Annotated in this window: 12 protein-coding genes; 6 read left to right on the forward strand and 6 right to left on the reverse strand. The window is 43.7% G+C overall.

From position 1 onward, the window contains the following. Nucleotides 1-120: 120 nt before the first annotated feature. Nucleotides 121-1,539 carry a hypothetical protein gene (locus LEPTO7376_RS02270; RefSeq protein WP_015132670.1) on the reverse strand — a complete coding sequence of 473 codons (1,419 nt, stop codon included), beginning with the start codon at nucleotides 1,537-1,539 and terminating at the stop codon, nucleotides 121-123. A 217-nt stretch (nucleotides 1,540-1,756) separates the two neighbouring features. On the opposite strand from LEPTO7376_RS02270, the gene LEPTO7376_RS02275 reads away from it, so the two are divergent. Further along, nucleotides 1,757-2,167, forward strand: a complete 411-nt coding sequence (locus LEPTO7376_RS02275; protein ID WP_051188701.1) for an ACT domain-containing protein — start codon at nucleotides 1,757-1,759, stop codon at nucleotides 2,165-2,167. A 291-nt stretch (nucleotides 2,168-2,458) separates the two neighbouring features. On the opposite strand, the gene LEPTO7376_RS02280 is transcribed toward LEPTO7376_RS02275, so the two are convergent. The 3 genes from LEPTO7376_RS02280 to LEPTO7376_RS02290 are packed head-to-tail and all read right to left on the reverse strand — an operon-like array spanning nucleotide 2,459 to nucleotide 4,926. Beyond that, nucleotides 2,459-3,520 (reverse strand): hypothetical protein, encoded by a 1,062-nt coding sequence (locus tag LEPTO7376_RS02280; RefSeq protein WP_015132671.1) that lies wholly within the window; start codon nucleotides 3,518-3,520, stop codon nucleotides 2,459-2,461. Nucleotides 3,521-3,523: 3 nt separating this feature from the next. Continuing rightward, on the reverse strand, nucleotides 3,524-4,036 hold the full coding sequence (locus tag LEPTO7376_RS02285; protein WP_015132672.1) for an isopentenyl transferase family protein: 513 nt from the start codon (nucleotides 4,034-4,036) through the stop codon (nucleotides 3,524-3,526). Between the two features lie 17 nt (nucleotides 4,037-4,053). After that, the gene (locus LEPTO7376_RS02290; RefSeq protein WP_015132673.1) at nucleotides 4,054-4,926 is read right to left on the reverse strand and encodes a helix-turn-helix transcriptional regulator; all 873 of its coding nucleotides are present in this window, start codon (nucleotides 4,924-4,926) and stop codon (nucleotides 4,054-4,056) included. A 172-nt stretch (nucleotides 4,927-5,098) separates the two neighbouring features. Here LEPTO7376_RS02290 and LEPTO7376_RS02295 point away from each other — a divergent pair, with 172 nt between their 5' ends. From LEPTO7376_RS02295 to LEPTO7376_RS02305, 3 genes are read left to right on the forward strand one after another with little or no spacing between them, the layout of a single operon-like run. Continuing rightward, entirely contained in the window at nucleotides 5,099-5,728 is a 630-nt protein-coding gene (locus LEPTO7376_RS02295) for an NAD(P)-dependent oxidoreductase (RefSeq protein WP_015132674.1), read from the forward strand. A gap of 50 nt (nucleotides 5,729-5,778) precedes the next feature. After that, complete coding sequence (locus LEPTO7376_RS02300; protein ID WP_015132675.1) at nucleotides 5,779-6,261, forward strand: DUF1772 domain-containing protein; 483 nt, start codon at nucleotides 5,779-5,781, stop codon at nucleotides 6,259-6,261. Nucleotides 6,262-6,276: 15 nt separating this feature from the next. After that, nucleotides 6,277-6,690, forward strand: coding sequence for a DUF4345 domain-containing protein (locus LEPTO7376_RS02305; protein ID WP_015132676.1), 414 nt, complete (start codon nucleotides 6,277-6,279; stop codon nucleotides 6,688-6,690). A 43-nt stretch (nucleotides 6,691-6,733) separates the two neighbouring features. On the opposite strand, the gene LEPTO7376_RS02310 is transcribed toward LEPTO7376_RS02305, so the two are convergent. Beyond that, nucleotides 6,734-7,150 (reverse strand): hypothetical protein, encoded by a 417-nt coding sequence (locus tag LEPTO7376_RS02310; RefSeq protein WP_216700277.1) that lies wholly within the window; start codon nucleotides 7,148-7,150, stop codon nucleotides 6,734-6,736. A 231-nt stretch (nucleotides 7,151-7,381) separates the two neighbouring features. On the opposite strand from LEPTO7376_RS02310, the gene LEPTO7376_RS02315 reads away from it, so the two are divergent. Both LEPTO7376_RS02315 and LEPTO7376_RS02320 read left to right on the forward strand, forming a co-directional pair. Beyond that, entirely contained in the window at nucleotides 7,382-7,828 is a 447-nt protein-coding gene (locus LEPTO7376_RS02315; RefSeq protein ID WP_015132678.1) for a CopD family protein, read from the forward strand. Between the two features lie 50 nt (nucleotides 7,829-7,878). Continuing rightward, a complete protein-coding gene (locus tag LEPTO7376_RS02320) occupies nucleotides 7,879-8,721 on the forward strand; it encodes a YwiC-like family protein (protein WP_015132679.1) in 843 nt (280 codons plus the stop codon). A gap of 162 nt (nucleotides 8,722-8,883) precedes the next feature. Here LEPTO7376_RS02320 and LEPTO7376_RS02325 read toward each other — a convergent pair whose 3' ends face one another. Further along, complete coding sequence (locus tag LEPTO7376_RS02325; RefSeq protein WP_015132680.1) at nucleotides 8,884-14,286, reverse strand: ATP-binding sensor histidine kinase; 5,403 nt, start codon at nucleotides 14,284-14,286, stop codon at nucleotides 8,884-8,886. Between the last annotated feature and the right edge of the window lie 140 nt (nucleotides 14,287-14,426).

Consider the following 14,426-nt stretch of genomic DNA (forward strand, 5'->3'; position numbering starts at 1 on the left):
TGGTGGAAGTATTGGGATGAGCGAAATAATTGGTGAGAAAAACCAACAAATCTATCGCATTAATATTTCGCAGACTTCTTCTGTTTTAATTGTGCAAATCTGCCGACTGATCAATAAGCATTAATCATTTCCTGAGTTTTTCTCTCTCAAAAAATCTTGAGTGAAATTTGAAACGCCAGCGAGCAGCGCTAAAAGGGGATTGAGTGCACTTTCTTGGGCATCAGCAGAAATAATTGTTGTTCGTTGTTCTTGGGGAGCAGGCAAGTTCTTTGCAATTTCTGGTAACTGAGTGATCAATCGTGCCTGAAGATTTGCTTCCGATAATTCATTTTCAATTTCCCGCTGCTTCCGATCCAATTCTAGTTGGCGATCGCCCTGAGCCATTTTTGTGGTGTGACGCAGCTCTGCGATATCCAAATTAGCTGCAACCTCAGCACGATTCTTTTCAGCTTCGATTGCGTCTAACTGCATTTGCTGTTGTAACTTGTCTATTTCCGCTGTAATTTGTTGTTGTTCCAGTTCTAGCTCTTGCAACGCCAACTCTAAACGGGCTTGATTTTTCGCTTGGGCAGTACGATTTTGTTCTGCCAACATTTGCCGTTCAGCTTCCTGTTCAACTTGGTTCCGTCGTAACTTTTCTGCTTGTTCCCGGTCATAGGCAACCCGCGCTTGTTGAGCTTGCAACTGTTCAATTTCACTCGTAACGTTTAGGTCGCCCCGTTCACTACTCAGACGATTGGTTAATTCCCGCTCATTGATTTCTTCTTCGCTTTCGAGTTGCGCTAGCCGAGCCATTTTTGCCCGTTCTGCCCGAAAAGGAGCCTGAAGGTTTTGCCACAGTTGCGTGGAGCTGACGACTGCTTCTTTGATTTGTACTGTCACAATTTTTAGCCCTAACCCTTCCGATGTATTGAGGCGATCGCCATCATTGCGGCTTCCCTCTGCCACCGTCTGCAAACGATGAGTCAACTCTTCAATAATTGACTGTTTATCACTCAAGACATCATTAATGCTGAGGGTTGCGACTTTATCTTTAATTGCAGCTTCGGCTTGCTCCCTCAGTTGTACATTCACAATGCCCATGGGATCTTCTGGATCTGAAAAATCAAGCTTCCAATAGGCAGTATCAATATCATCAATGATCCACTGCACATAGGCTTGCACCAAAATCCCTTGCCGCTCGATGCAAATACAATTGGCATTAATCAAGATGGTTTGTACCGCAGCCGGAATAACGAGAAATGCATCAGTTAGGGGATTAAACCGAAACGAAATACCTTTACCAATATGAATCGGCTGCTGATGTCCACGACGCGTATGCACAATGTATACATTAGGCGGAACAATGACACTTTTCCAAAGCCAGAAACCTGTAATGCGATAATCGATAGCTCTGTGGATGGGCTGTGGAATTACCGCACCAGTATTGGATTGGGGAATAGGAGAGGATGGCGCACGACGTCGAAGTTTCCGATCGATTTCTGCTTTTTCTTGTAAGACTTGCTGAAGATATTTATTCTCGCCCTTTTTTTTATCCATAGTGACTTCTTTTCTCTCTATCGGTTTTGAGGTCGCTTTATGCCTTCTGTAAGTTCACCATAACGAAGTTTTTTTGCATTGTTCCTTGCCACAAAAAATATTTATCTTATTTGTCTCGCTTTCCACTGTTCATTAGAGGCCGTAGCACAAAGGAATGAAGCAAATGATCAATGGCTACCGTCACTCTCACGGGCTGCATTAGTTTGACAGTGAGTCGATGAATTGTTTGATTTGTTTGGGTGATCGCTTTGCCGATCAGTCAGTGGGAATCATTCTGAGTGGCGGAAATATTGATTTGCCGATTTTGTCTCGCATTGTGCAGCAAGGATTAGTGCGTTCTGGCCAATTAGTCCGGCTAAATGTCGATGTAAAGGATTTGCCCGGAAGATTAGCCGCAGTCTCTCAATGTATTGGTGATGCCGGTGCGAATATTATCGAAGTTCAACATCAGCGAGCTTTTACCAGTTTGCCGCTTCAGTCTGTCAATATTCAGTTTGTGTTGCAGACGCGGGGAACGGAACACCTCCAGAAAATTATTTCTGCGCTTTCTAAAGAAGGTTATGCGATTCACTCTTCCCAGCAAGTAGACTTACAAGATTCTCCACTAGAGATTCTGAGTTGTGCTTGAAATGAACGAAGAAAAGATGCGTGAGGCGATCGCCCAAAACCTTTAGCGGTAAATTGCTCCGGTAACGCCTGCAATTTCTGTAGAACAAGGGAGCCAGTTCGTCCCGTTGCACCAGTCACCAAAACTTTTAAAGTATTTGTCATCTTGATTTGTCTACTAGCGAGAGTAGTCGGTCAACTGTATAGTTGAAGTGAGTTGAATCAACAACAGATTGATGTGTTTATAAAATAGTTGATTCTTGATACAAAAACTGTATTCAAGTGAAGCACTATTATGAAGTTCTCTGTTCCACTATAGGTCTATAATCCGATCCTGACATGCTGGACAGAAAGATACGTCATCATCTTCGAGTATCTGTAAAATTTCTCTTTCTGAAAGCTCAGTTCTGCACTCACCTTTTTCCCACTCACCCATATACTCTAAATAAAATTGATCGCACATTGAGCATATATAGCCTTTGTATTTTGAACGACAATTATAACAATGAGTGATCATGGAATATGTTCTCGGATCTGGTAGAACAACTGCTTCCTCGCTACATAGCTCACAAGTGTAGAATGTATGATCAACTCTTCTCTTTGGATGCAGTGGTATACCTTGATCTGACAAAGAATGTATATAAGATAAAAAAGCAAGTGAAAGTGTTTTATAGCTGTCTTGATCTTGTATATTCTCTTCTGAAACACCGGCTTCAATCAACTCATTTATTCGAAGTTCATCAAGCTCTTCTAATTTCTCAGACAAACTTATTCCGAGCTCTAAACTAACGAAGTCATCCAAAAAGCGAAATGCTACACCTAAGAAACTTTCAACATCACTTTTGCTAATCTCAACTTCTTTATGTTCAATATTATTTCTTGATTGTCGTAATTCTTCTAATTCTCTAGAAAATTGATATTCGACTTTTTGAAATTTAACATGTTTGTCAAGATTAATTACACACCAATTGAGTAAACATAGCTCTAGCAAAGTGTCTTTTAAGCTTGGAGTATTTTGTACCACACAATATTTTTTCCAGTAAAGTGATAAAAGAGTCCTATGTTTATCTGCTTTCTTACTATTTGATATGCGCTCTATATAACCACTTAGTGGAATATTTGCTTCATCGATTAAGCGTTTTACTGCTTCTGAACAATTAATGGTATGTCCATTTTTTCGATTGCTATAGATAAGCTTCTCATCATATTTAGCAAGTCTAGCTTTCAACATAAGTTCGACTGCATGAAAAACATGCAGAATTGTGTACTTCCAATCTGATTTTCGTTTTCCATGGAGATAATGTTCAATGCCATGAACAAGAGAGTCGAGAGCATTTTCTTCAAGAGTTATTACTAGCTTTTGTTTCTCTTCCATAATTCAACTCAGTGATTTTACGAATTGAGTGATTTCTTTGGGCGATCGCAGATGGTAGACATTTTTAGTTGTCTTTGATTTCTCTACATACTCTCGATATTTCGGAGTGAGGTACTTTTCGCAGAGATAAAGAGTTTTGTAGCTATTCATCGAACTTTTCCAAAGGGGACTATTCTCTGGCCAACCTTTAGGGGGATGAATATAACCCGTGATAAATCGCTTGGTTACCCACCAAAAATGTATATAGATCGGCAAGTCGATATAAACGAGAGTATCGGCAATATCCAGTCGTTGCCACAGCAATTTTGGATTGCCGAAGCCATCAATAACCCATCTTTCACTATCTAGAATTCTTTGATGAGCTTGTGTGAATTCTTCAGGAGAGACGGGGATTCCACCCGATTTAAATTGAACTTTATCTAAGACATGTAATGGTAAACCTGTGACTGCGGCGATCTGTCTGCTAAGAGTTGATTTTCCGCCGCCAGTATTACCAAAAACTGCAACTCTGTTCATTTTTTCTGCAAAAAATATTAGTGCACTCGAAAAGCTTTTGGGGTCATTCCGGTCATTTTGCGGAATTTATTCGTTAAATGACTATGGCTATTAAAACCGCACTCTAGGGCAATATCTGTAATTAAATAATCGGTATTTTTTAAAAGTCTTTTTGCCCGTTCGACTCGCTGCTGAATGAGATATTGATAGGGAGATAGACCGATAGATTGTTTAAACAGGCGGCCAAAATGAAATTGGCTCATATCTAATAGTTGAGCAAGGTCAGTGAGCTTAATATCCTGTTCTAGTGAGCTGTCGATATAGTCCAAAATTTGGCTCAGTTGATGTGGAGGCAAACCGCCTTCATAGGTTTTGATTTTTGGCTTTTTCGTTGTGTATTGACGCAGTAAATTGACGGTAAAAATATTGGCGAGGGAGTCAATATATAGCTGACTAGTGGGTTGATTTTGCTCTAATTCAGTTAGCAACATCATGGCGATCGCCTCGACTTGAGTATTGCGTGTGCGAAATTCTGTGATGAGGGAAATGCGATCAGGATCGGTGTTGAGACTTTCTGTGGCGACGGTGCGTAAAAATTGATCGCTGAGACGAATTTGCAAAAGATGATCGTCGGTTTCCCAGCGGGCAAAAAAACGGGATTGGGCTGGGGTGATAACCATGTCCCCTTTGCCATACATCCCTGTATAAGTTTTGTCGTCTTGTTTTTGCAATAGATGCACAGGGCGGGGCGCTAACGACATACAGAGGATGTGATCATTTGGCGCGGTCGAGTCACATTCCCCGGCGGGATGGCGCATATGGGCAAGCTGGATGTTTTGCCAGCTCTGGGTTTCGTCGGATGAATGGAAGAAAAAATTGCCTTGGTCTGGCTCGGAAGAAGGACTATTCATTGCACCAATGCCGTTCGTCTTGCCTCGATTGTAAAGGGGTTCTCGATGTTTGCATGCAACCACCGCAAAAAACTTGTCGCAAGATCATGATAGTTCCACAAGAATGTGCAAGTTTCAAAAAGTTGTTTTGCCTAATCTGAAAGAGTCAATTTCAAACGAAGGACAGAAACAAATGAAAGTCGTAATTTTTGGTGCTACTGGAACAGTTGGTCATCAGGTTGTGGAGCAGGCTTTGGCGCAAGGTCATGAGGTAACTGCTTTTTCTCGCCATCCTGAAAAGCTAGAGATTCCACAGAAAAACTTGCAACTTTTTGCGGGGGATGTGATGGATTCTTCAACTGTTGAGAAGGCGATCGCCGGACAAGATGCGGTGGTTTGTGTGTTGGGTTCAGGCAAAAAACTGTCGGGTCATGTGCGTTCGGAAGGCACTCGCAACATTATCCAAGCGATGGAAAAAACTGGGGTGCGTCGCCTCATTTGTCAGTCTACGCTCGGTGCGGGTGAAAGCTGGAATAACCTCGATTTCTATTGGAAATACGTGATGTTTGGGTTCATCCTCAGAAAGGTTTTCGCAGATCATCTGGTTCAGGAAGAGCTTGTTGCCCAGAGTCAACTCGATTGGACAATTGTTCGTCCCAGCGCTTTTATCGACGGCGATCGCACTGGAAATTATCGCCATGGTTTTCCGACGGATGATCGCACTATCACTCTCAAAATCTCCACGGCAGATGTCGCAGACTTTCTATTGCAGCAGCTCACTAACTCTCTCTACATCGGCAAAACTCCGGGCTTGTCCTACTAATCACCAAGCAATTTCACAACTTCTAAATCACATTATTTTCGAGGACTATTATGGACATTTTTCAAACTTGGCGATCGCCCCTAATCCTTTTTGCAGCGGTGGGTTGTGCTGTTAGCGGTGGTATTTTCTACGCGTTTTCAACCTTTGTGATGCAAGCCCTCGGTGAACAACCCTCGGCATCGGGCATTGCAACCATGCAATCGATCAACATCACGGTGATTAATCCCTTGTTTATGGCTGCATTTTTCCTGCCTGCGGTCGCTTCCTTAATCTTGGCGATTGCCGCGTTACGAGATTGGAGCAATCCAAATTCCAGCTACTTATTGATTGGCAGTTTGCTGTATCTTATTGGCACAATTGGCGTCACCATTGCCGGAAATATCCCGCTCAACGATGCCCTTGCCGTGGTCAATCCCAGTAGTAATGAAGGTTTTACCCTCTGGACGAAATTTCTTAAAGACTGGACATTGTGGAATCATGTACGCACCATTGCTGGAATGCTTGCCTCCATCTGTTTTGCGATCGCCCGTTAGTTGGAGCAAAAAATCATGAAAGACGCAATATCTTTAAAACTCGTTTTGGCCATTGATGCCCTTGTGGCGATCGCCGTCGGTGCAATGATTCAATTATCCCCAGCCGACTTCTATGCCATGAACCACATTGATATCGGCGAAAACTTGAATTTACTCAGCGAAATTCGTGCTCCAGCAATGGCGTTATTGTCCTATGGCATTTTGATTCTGGCAGGCATCTTTATCTCGCGACTGACCTTCACCGCAACATTGCTCGCCAGTACTTTTTATCTCTCCTATGGTGTCGCTAGGATTGTGAGTATTGGTCTTGATGGATGGCCGAGTGAATCATTAATCACAGCTGCCGTTATCGAGATAGTGCTTGGTTTAGCTTCGTTATTTTGCCTCTGGAAATATGCCAATGTTCCAAATTTAGGAGAACAACAATAATTAGGAATGGAAATAACAGGAAAATTGGCGATCGCCCGCTAGCCTAACCAATTAGCTCATCTTTGACTTCAAACTTGAGATTGTTTTCATCCAGATCGTAGAGCAGATGTAACCAACAATTTCCATCTTTCCCTGTCGCACTTTTATATGACAATAGCCATTGCCGCATCTGCTCAAATCCATGCTCATCAAGCAACTTTTTTACCGCACTGACAGAAGTTCTTGGGACAGGATAAACTATGATTTTCCATTTTGGGTCATACCAACCTTGCTCGATACTTTTGTTATCACTGCTCAAATTGACTCGCCGATAGGAATAGCCAATCCGTAAAATACAACAAGGATTTTCTAGCTTATTTGGGTGTTGGCAAGAGTCGAAAAATGCAACCGATAACTCCTCAAATTGTGGTGTATCTTTCAAAGCTTCTGAAAGTTTTCCCGCACTAGTTGGGTAAGACATTAAATGTGAGAGTTTACTTTTGTAGCGCGTTGGAATCATGATTTTTCACCAATACATCGCATTACCAATTTTTTTGTTTTAGCTGAAATCTTCGGCACAGTATTTCAATCCTCAACGATCTTTCCATTATCATCCAGGGATATGAGGTATCTATCGCCATAAAAATATGAAGACAATCACGATCACGATTCTGATTCACAGCTTGCAGAAAATAACAGGAGGCGATCGCTGATGTTGTTTAAAATTTTGGTGATTTTACATACCCTCGGCGCAACTGTTTGGACTGGAGGACATCTCGTTCTTGCTGCCACGGTACTACCCCAAGCTCTCAAACACCGAGATCCTGATCGCATCCATCAATTTGAATCACACTTTGAGAACTTTGGTTTGGCAGCGTTACTCCTTCAGGTCATTACTGGTCTGGGACTCACTTGGATTTATTTTCCCGGACTCGAAACCTTCTGGGCATTTGATTCATTTCTCTCCACCTATATCGGCATCAAATTGCTATTGCTACTAGGCACATTGGCATTAGCTATCCATGCTCGCTTTTTTATCATCCCCAACCTCACCTCTGAAACCTTGAATTCTTTAGCATTCCATATTGTGGGTGTGACGACCCTCGCTGTTTTATTTGTCATCATGGGAGCAGGCATTCGCTTGGGCGGACTCACCTAATTTTCACCTTATCTCACTGGGTATCTCTGCAATGAAGATAGGAGACGGCCATGACCCTTTCTAATCCCGACACAACTACTAAACCTGGAGCGGTTACATCCTCGTCTTCATCCCGTGCTCGGACTTGGTATCGTCCAGTTGTTTCTCCGGAACATGGAGTGTATGTGATTTTGTTGGTGTCTTTTATCACGGGAGCTGCTGCCGCTCAACGATGGACATTCTTAACCACATTGGCTTTAGTTTGTGCATTTGCTGGGTTTCAGGCAGAGCATCCTTTGGTGTTGCAAATTAAACAACGACGCAGTTGGAAGCCTCGATTGCTCTTGTGGGGGAGCCTTTATGCTGGGCTATCGTTGGGTGCTGCCATGTATTTATATCTACAAGTTCCCTCATTGTTATGGATCTATCTAGGGGCGATCGCCGCTTTGATTATTGATAGCATTGCCGTGTTTTATCGTCGACAAAAGACCGTATTCAATGAAATTTTAACGTTCGCTGCCGTTTGTTTAGCCGTCCCGTTTACCTATGTTGCTACCACTGGCACTTGGACAATCTCTCTCTTCGGTCTGTGGTGTCTCAATACCTTGTTTTTTAGCAGCACTATTTTTACGGTAAAGTTGCGCAAGCCAAAGACTGCTTCACTCATTCCGGCCATGATTTACCATGCGGTCGCCAGTTTGATCATTTTAGGACTGTGGTGGATTGGTTGGTTAGCAAGCCTAAGTGCGATCACCTTTACCATTGTTCTCGCGAAATTTAGCTTGATTCTCTGGCAACGGGATTGGTACAAAACGACTCAGATCAAAAATGTTGCCTTTTTAGAAACAATCACTGCAATCTTATTTTTAGCCACCACGGCCATCTCCCTATTACCTGCCCATCTTGCCCAATGATCTTGGACTTACTGAAGTCTTTTCCTCATTGATTTACCAGACTTTGATTTGCATACGATATTGAGCTAAAAACTCGATTTAATACATCGTATTGCCATGTTTCGGTTCAGCCGGAATTGATGGCTTGAAGAGAGGATACAAAAAGATGTAATTGCCCTACGCCTAGGAAATACTTGATATGGGTAATTGGATACAGAATGTCGTAGATTGGCCTAACTCGGATTGAACGGTGAGGCTGCCGCCATGTTTTTTAACAATAATTTGATGGGCGATCGCCAGCCCTAGCCCAGTGCCTTGACCCGCTTTTTTAGTGGTAAACAAATGCTCGAAAATCTTATCTTGTACCGTCTCAGAAATGCCGCGACCATTATCTGAAATGGTGATTTTGACTTGATTATTGTCTACCTCTGTGCGAATCGTAATTTGAGGTGAACACTTCTCGATGTCTGCAAAATGAGAGTGAAGATTAGCTTCGTCTAAAGCATCAATGGCATTTGCCAAAATGTTCATAAAGACTTGGTTTAATTGTCCAGGGAAACAATCAATAGGCGGAATGTCACCATAGTCGCTAATAACTTTAATTTCAGGACGTTCAGGATTTGCTTTGAGACGATGGCGCAGAATTAAAATGGTACTTTCCATGCCTTCGTGAATATCAAAACGTTGCTTTTGATCTGTGTCAGCACGAGAAAAGACACGCAAACTTTTACTAATAGATGTGATGCGATCGCCACTATCTTCCATGGCTCGAATCAGTTTGGGTAAATCTTCGCGTACATACTCTAGATCGACAGCTTCCAATTCTTCTTTGAGCCCATCGCTGGGATGAGGAAGTTCTTCGGCATAGAGATCGAGCAACCCGAGTAAATCACTGATGTATTCCTGAGTGGCCCCGACATTGCCGAGAATGCAACCAACAGGATTATTAATTTCATGGGCAACCCCCGCCACTAAGCCACCTAAGGCTGACATTTTTTCACTCTGTACCAGTTTTAATTGGGCTTGCTGTAAATCTGTTAATGTCTGCTGCACCTTTCCATATAGCCGCGCATTTTCTAAAGAAATAGCCGCCTGAGTGCAGAGGATGTTGATCGTCTGGATCCGTTCTTCTGTAAACACCCCTCTAGTCAAACGATTTTTGAGATATAAAATGCCAATGAGGCTACCTTGGTTGAGTAGCGGCATGCACAAAACACTTTTGGGTTGACGCTGGATGAGGTAGTTATCAATGACAGGTAAGTCCGTTTCTAAATCATCGATGACAATAATCTCCTGCGTATTTTTAACGTATTGAATAAGTTTGACTGGAAGGTCGGGATTATTATCGAGGGGAGTTGTACAAAGCTGGAGTTCTTCTGGGGTGGCGATCGCTCTGACTTGCCACTCGTTAGCTTCACTCGGCAAAATTAAGGCGCAGCGATCGCCACCAGAATTTTGCAAAATAATCCGAGTGACCTCGGTAAGTAAGGCATTGAGGTCAATGTTACTGGCGATCGCTTGAGAGGCTTTAAAGATAGCCTGTTGGTCTAACGTTGCATTGATGGAGTAACTCGTATTCGATTGCGCTCTCGTCTGCACGCCAACATAGCGATTAATCATTGAAGTAGAAACTGAATCGCTCCCAGTGCTTTGTGCTGGTCTAGAAATCCGAGGGGATTGGGTTTCAATCTGAATCGTCTTGGCTCCAGCCCCCCAACGGGCATAGCCATAAAAAGCCTCTTGGATATGGGGCATCGCAAAGCTATCCTTACCCTGTTGGTGGTAAAGCCGAGCCGCAAATTCATGGATGAGTGCTTCTTCTTGCATAAATCCATTAGTGTGCGCTTCGTCGATTGCCCGATGATATAAGTCCATTGCACCGAGGCGATCGCCTTTTACTCGGCAGCATTCAGCTTTTACCAACAAATATTTATGCAGGAAATTTTCTGGGCAACTATCAACCCAAATTTTGAGCTGTTTTTGATTTGCCTCAATCCATTCCCAACGCTTGTGTTCAAGATCTGATGCCTCGTCAAATTCCGTGTTTAGAAGAACGAGGGAGCCATAGTAAAAGTAGTAGCTATGGGTTGGAAAGCCCACTAGAGAAGACACTATCGGTTGAAGCTGCTGAAAAAATTGCCACCCTTTCTCAAAGTCTTCGATGATGCAGCAGCGATGCATTTCCAATGAGTAGTGAATGGCTAACCCCAACTGATTACGAGATATCTCCCCTGCTCGGATAACAGCTTGGGCTTCGGTAATAATTTCTGTTTGTTCCGGGCTAGTGGTATTGGCAGCGACTAACTGTTGCACAAAAATCTGGGCACCTGCCAGTGCAATTCGGAGCATCTCACTATCTACCTGTTTTTCAACAGCGTCATAGCTCGGCAGAATAGTATTCGCTAAACTCCCTAAGTCTTCTCCTTGGAAGAGGAGATTCAAGACACTGCCAAAGAGGTTATAGGCTGCATACTGGGTTTCTCCTGCTTCCATCCCGGCTAAAAAACTGTCGTTATTGACCTTCGAGGAACCTGCAATTGGTCGAGCCCAAGGATGGGCAAATGAGCCAAGCATGAGTCCCGCTTGACATTGCATCGCCTTACTATTGAATCGATGGGCTAGCTCAACCCCCATTTCAGCAAAAGTATAGCCTCGTTGATAGTCACCCTGAATTGAGCCGAGCAGCATACCGTAGTTGGCATAGGATTTAGATGATTCTGCAATGTTGCCATATTCGATAGAGTAACGAGTTCCGAGGAGACCGACTAACGCATAGAGGCTATTTCTGCCCGTAATGTAGACTGGCGGATCAATCGCCACTAATAACTTAATTGCGGCTTGGATTTTGAGGGGTGGGACTTGATCATTGTGTTCTAATAAGTCATAGATGTGGCGATCGCCCATCATTTCAGCTAAGCGAATAAACTCTTGCTCAACTAGTGCTGGAATATTGTCCTCTTGGATGTCAATGTCCAAATCTCGCAGCCCTGTTAAACCCCAATCAATCGCCTCAGCATAGCGCCCTTGCAAACAACAGCCGACTAACTGTAAGACACAAATTTCGGCGCGATCGGTTGCTGATGTAATCTCTGCAAAGGCTTTGTCTGTAGTTTGTTCCAACTCCACATAGTTCGCACTACTCAGTTGAGCTGACCCCAATGCTTGATAGAGAGACAGTGTCAGATCATAGTGATGTTGCCATCCTTCATCCCCCAATAGCTCGATACCCGTTTTACAGTAATCAATAGTGGCATCGTAAGCCGTTGAATTAAGAGCCTTCTGGGCGGCGGCTAAGTTCAGCTGGATGAGTTGTCGCTGTTCATCGTCGTCCACTAAAAAATCGCGACCGAAATTAAGATAACCCACCACATTGAAGAGGAGGGCATCGTCGTTTGCTTCATTCATACAGGCCAGTAGCAACTGACCGATGTGATACTGAGTTGCTACTTTTTCGGCCTCAGGGATTAAGGCGTAAGCCGCCTGTTGTACACGATCATGTAAAAATTGATAGCCCACTGCTAGCTTGTCTACGGTGGGGATGCAATCATCATGGTTCTGAAAAAATTTGTAAGTTTCACTTTCTGGAATCACCAACCCTTCTTTTAGGGCGGCCCATAACGCAGTGGCGACCTCCTCTTGACTTTGCTCACACACCACAGCCAGTGTTACCAAGTCAAAACGACTACCGATGCAAGCTGCAAGCTTTAACACTGTTTGAGTTGCACTGCTTAGTCTTTTCAGCCGACTCACCATAAAAGCCACCACATCATTAGTGAGTGCTAAGGCTCTGACCTGGGCGATATCGCATTGCCAACATCCCCCCTCTGCTGAATAGGCAATAAAACCATCTTCATGCAAGCCTTGCAAAAATTGCGTCGTAAAAAATGGATTACCTTGGGCTTTTTGGAATACTAATTTAGCTAATGCTAGTGCCGATTCTTGGGAGCATAGTAATGTATCCGCGATTAGGCTCGTAATATCGTCTAGATCTAGAGGGGCTAACGTAATGGTTCCAATATTTGCTCCCTTTTGAAGCATCTCTTCCAAAGTGAGCATCAACGGATGAGCTGGGGAAACCTCATTGTCCCGATAGGCTCCAAGCACCAATAGGTAGCCTGCATCTGAGTCTCCCATTAAGAGTTTGACCAACCCCAAAGAAGCCGAATCTGCCCATTGCAGATCATCTAGGAAAATGACTAGGGGATGTTCTTTCGTGGTGAAGACTCGCACAAATTGACTAAAGAGGCGATTAAATCGATTTTGTGCGGCGATGCCGGATAGTTCGGGCAAGGGAGGCTGTTCACCAATGATTGTCGCTAGTTCTGGGATGACATCAATGATGACTTGACCATTTTCGCCCACAGCTTCAAGGATTTTTGTCCGCCAGCGGGTGAGGTCAGTATCAGATTCTCCTAAAAGCTGTCCCATTAAGCTACGGAAGGCTTGGACAAAGGCTGAAAAGGGAGTGCTACGGTTAAATTGGTCAAATTTTCCTTTGATAAAGTAACCGTTCTGGCGGGTAATCGGCTTATGAACTTCATTGATGACTGCTGTTTTACCAATCCCTGAGAAGCCTGCTACCAGCATCATTTCGGTTTGACCCTGGGCAACGCGTTCAAAGGCATTGAGTAAGGTTTTTGTTTCGGCTTCGCGTCCGTAGAGCTTTTCGGGAATGAGGAAGCGATCGCTGACGTCCCTTAGTCCTAAGCAAAATTCAGCAATCTCTTCTTGTTTTTTCCATTGTGTGAGGCATTGTTCTAGATCGTATTTCAGACCCAGAGCACTCTGATAGCGGTCTTCCGCATTTTTTTGCATCAGTTTTGCCACGAGCGCTGCCACCATGGTTGGTATGTTTGGATTGGCCTCAGCGATGGGAGTGGGTTGCTGTGCCATATGGCAATGGATAAGTTCTAGCGGCTCGTCGCTATGGAAAGGTAATTGCCCAGTCAATAGCTGGTATAGCGTTACCCCGAGGGCATAGAAATCAGTACGATAATCAATTGCTCGGTTCATCCGGCCCGTTTGCTCTGGGGCAAGATAGGCGAGGGTGCCTTCTAGGCTTTTGGGACTTTGGAGTGCCTGGGTTTCTTTGGGCAGTAGAGAGGCGATGCTAAAGTCAATTAGCTTTATTGTTTTTGACTCAGGATGAATCAGAATATTGGCAGGTTTGATGTCTTTATGAATAACTCGATGCTGATGAAGGTCGTGAAGAATATCGGCGAGTTGGCTGGCGATCGCCAGCACATCAGTTAGATCTAAGGTTTGCTCTTGAAGGAAAGTGTCTAGGGAAATACCACCCCAATCCTCCATCACCAGCACATAGCTATTATCTATGGCCTCTAAACTAAGGGGCTTGATAATGCCTGAAATCGGCAGGTTGGCAGTGATCGTATATTGATTGCGAAACTGAACGAGTTCTTTAAAACTCGGGTAATCTCGCTGTAATACTTTGAGGATAACTGGATTGTTTGAGCCTGATTGTCTAGCGCGATAAACTGCTGTGCGAGACCCCAGATATAGTTGCTCGACAATATTAAAACCCGCAATTTCGGGCTTTACGTTAGATCGATTGTCGATGGCGGTCATGGGGAGTGTATGGAGGCTTTAACAAGATGGACAATTTGATTTGTTTTAAATATCAGCTAAGCATCGCTCTAGAATTTGCTGCGCTGCATATATTCGAGCCATATGATGAAGCTGACAATTACACCCAAAAGAACTTTTAG

The organism is [Leptolyngbya] sp. PCC 7376 (genome assembly GCF_000316605.1).
Lineage (GTDB): Bacteria > Cyanobacteriota > Cyanobacteriia > Cyanobacteriales > MRBY01 > MRBY01.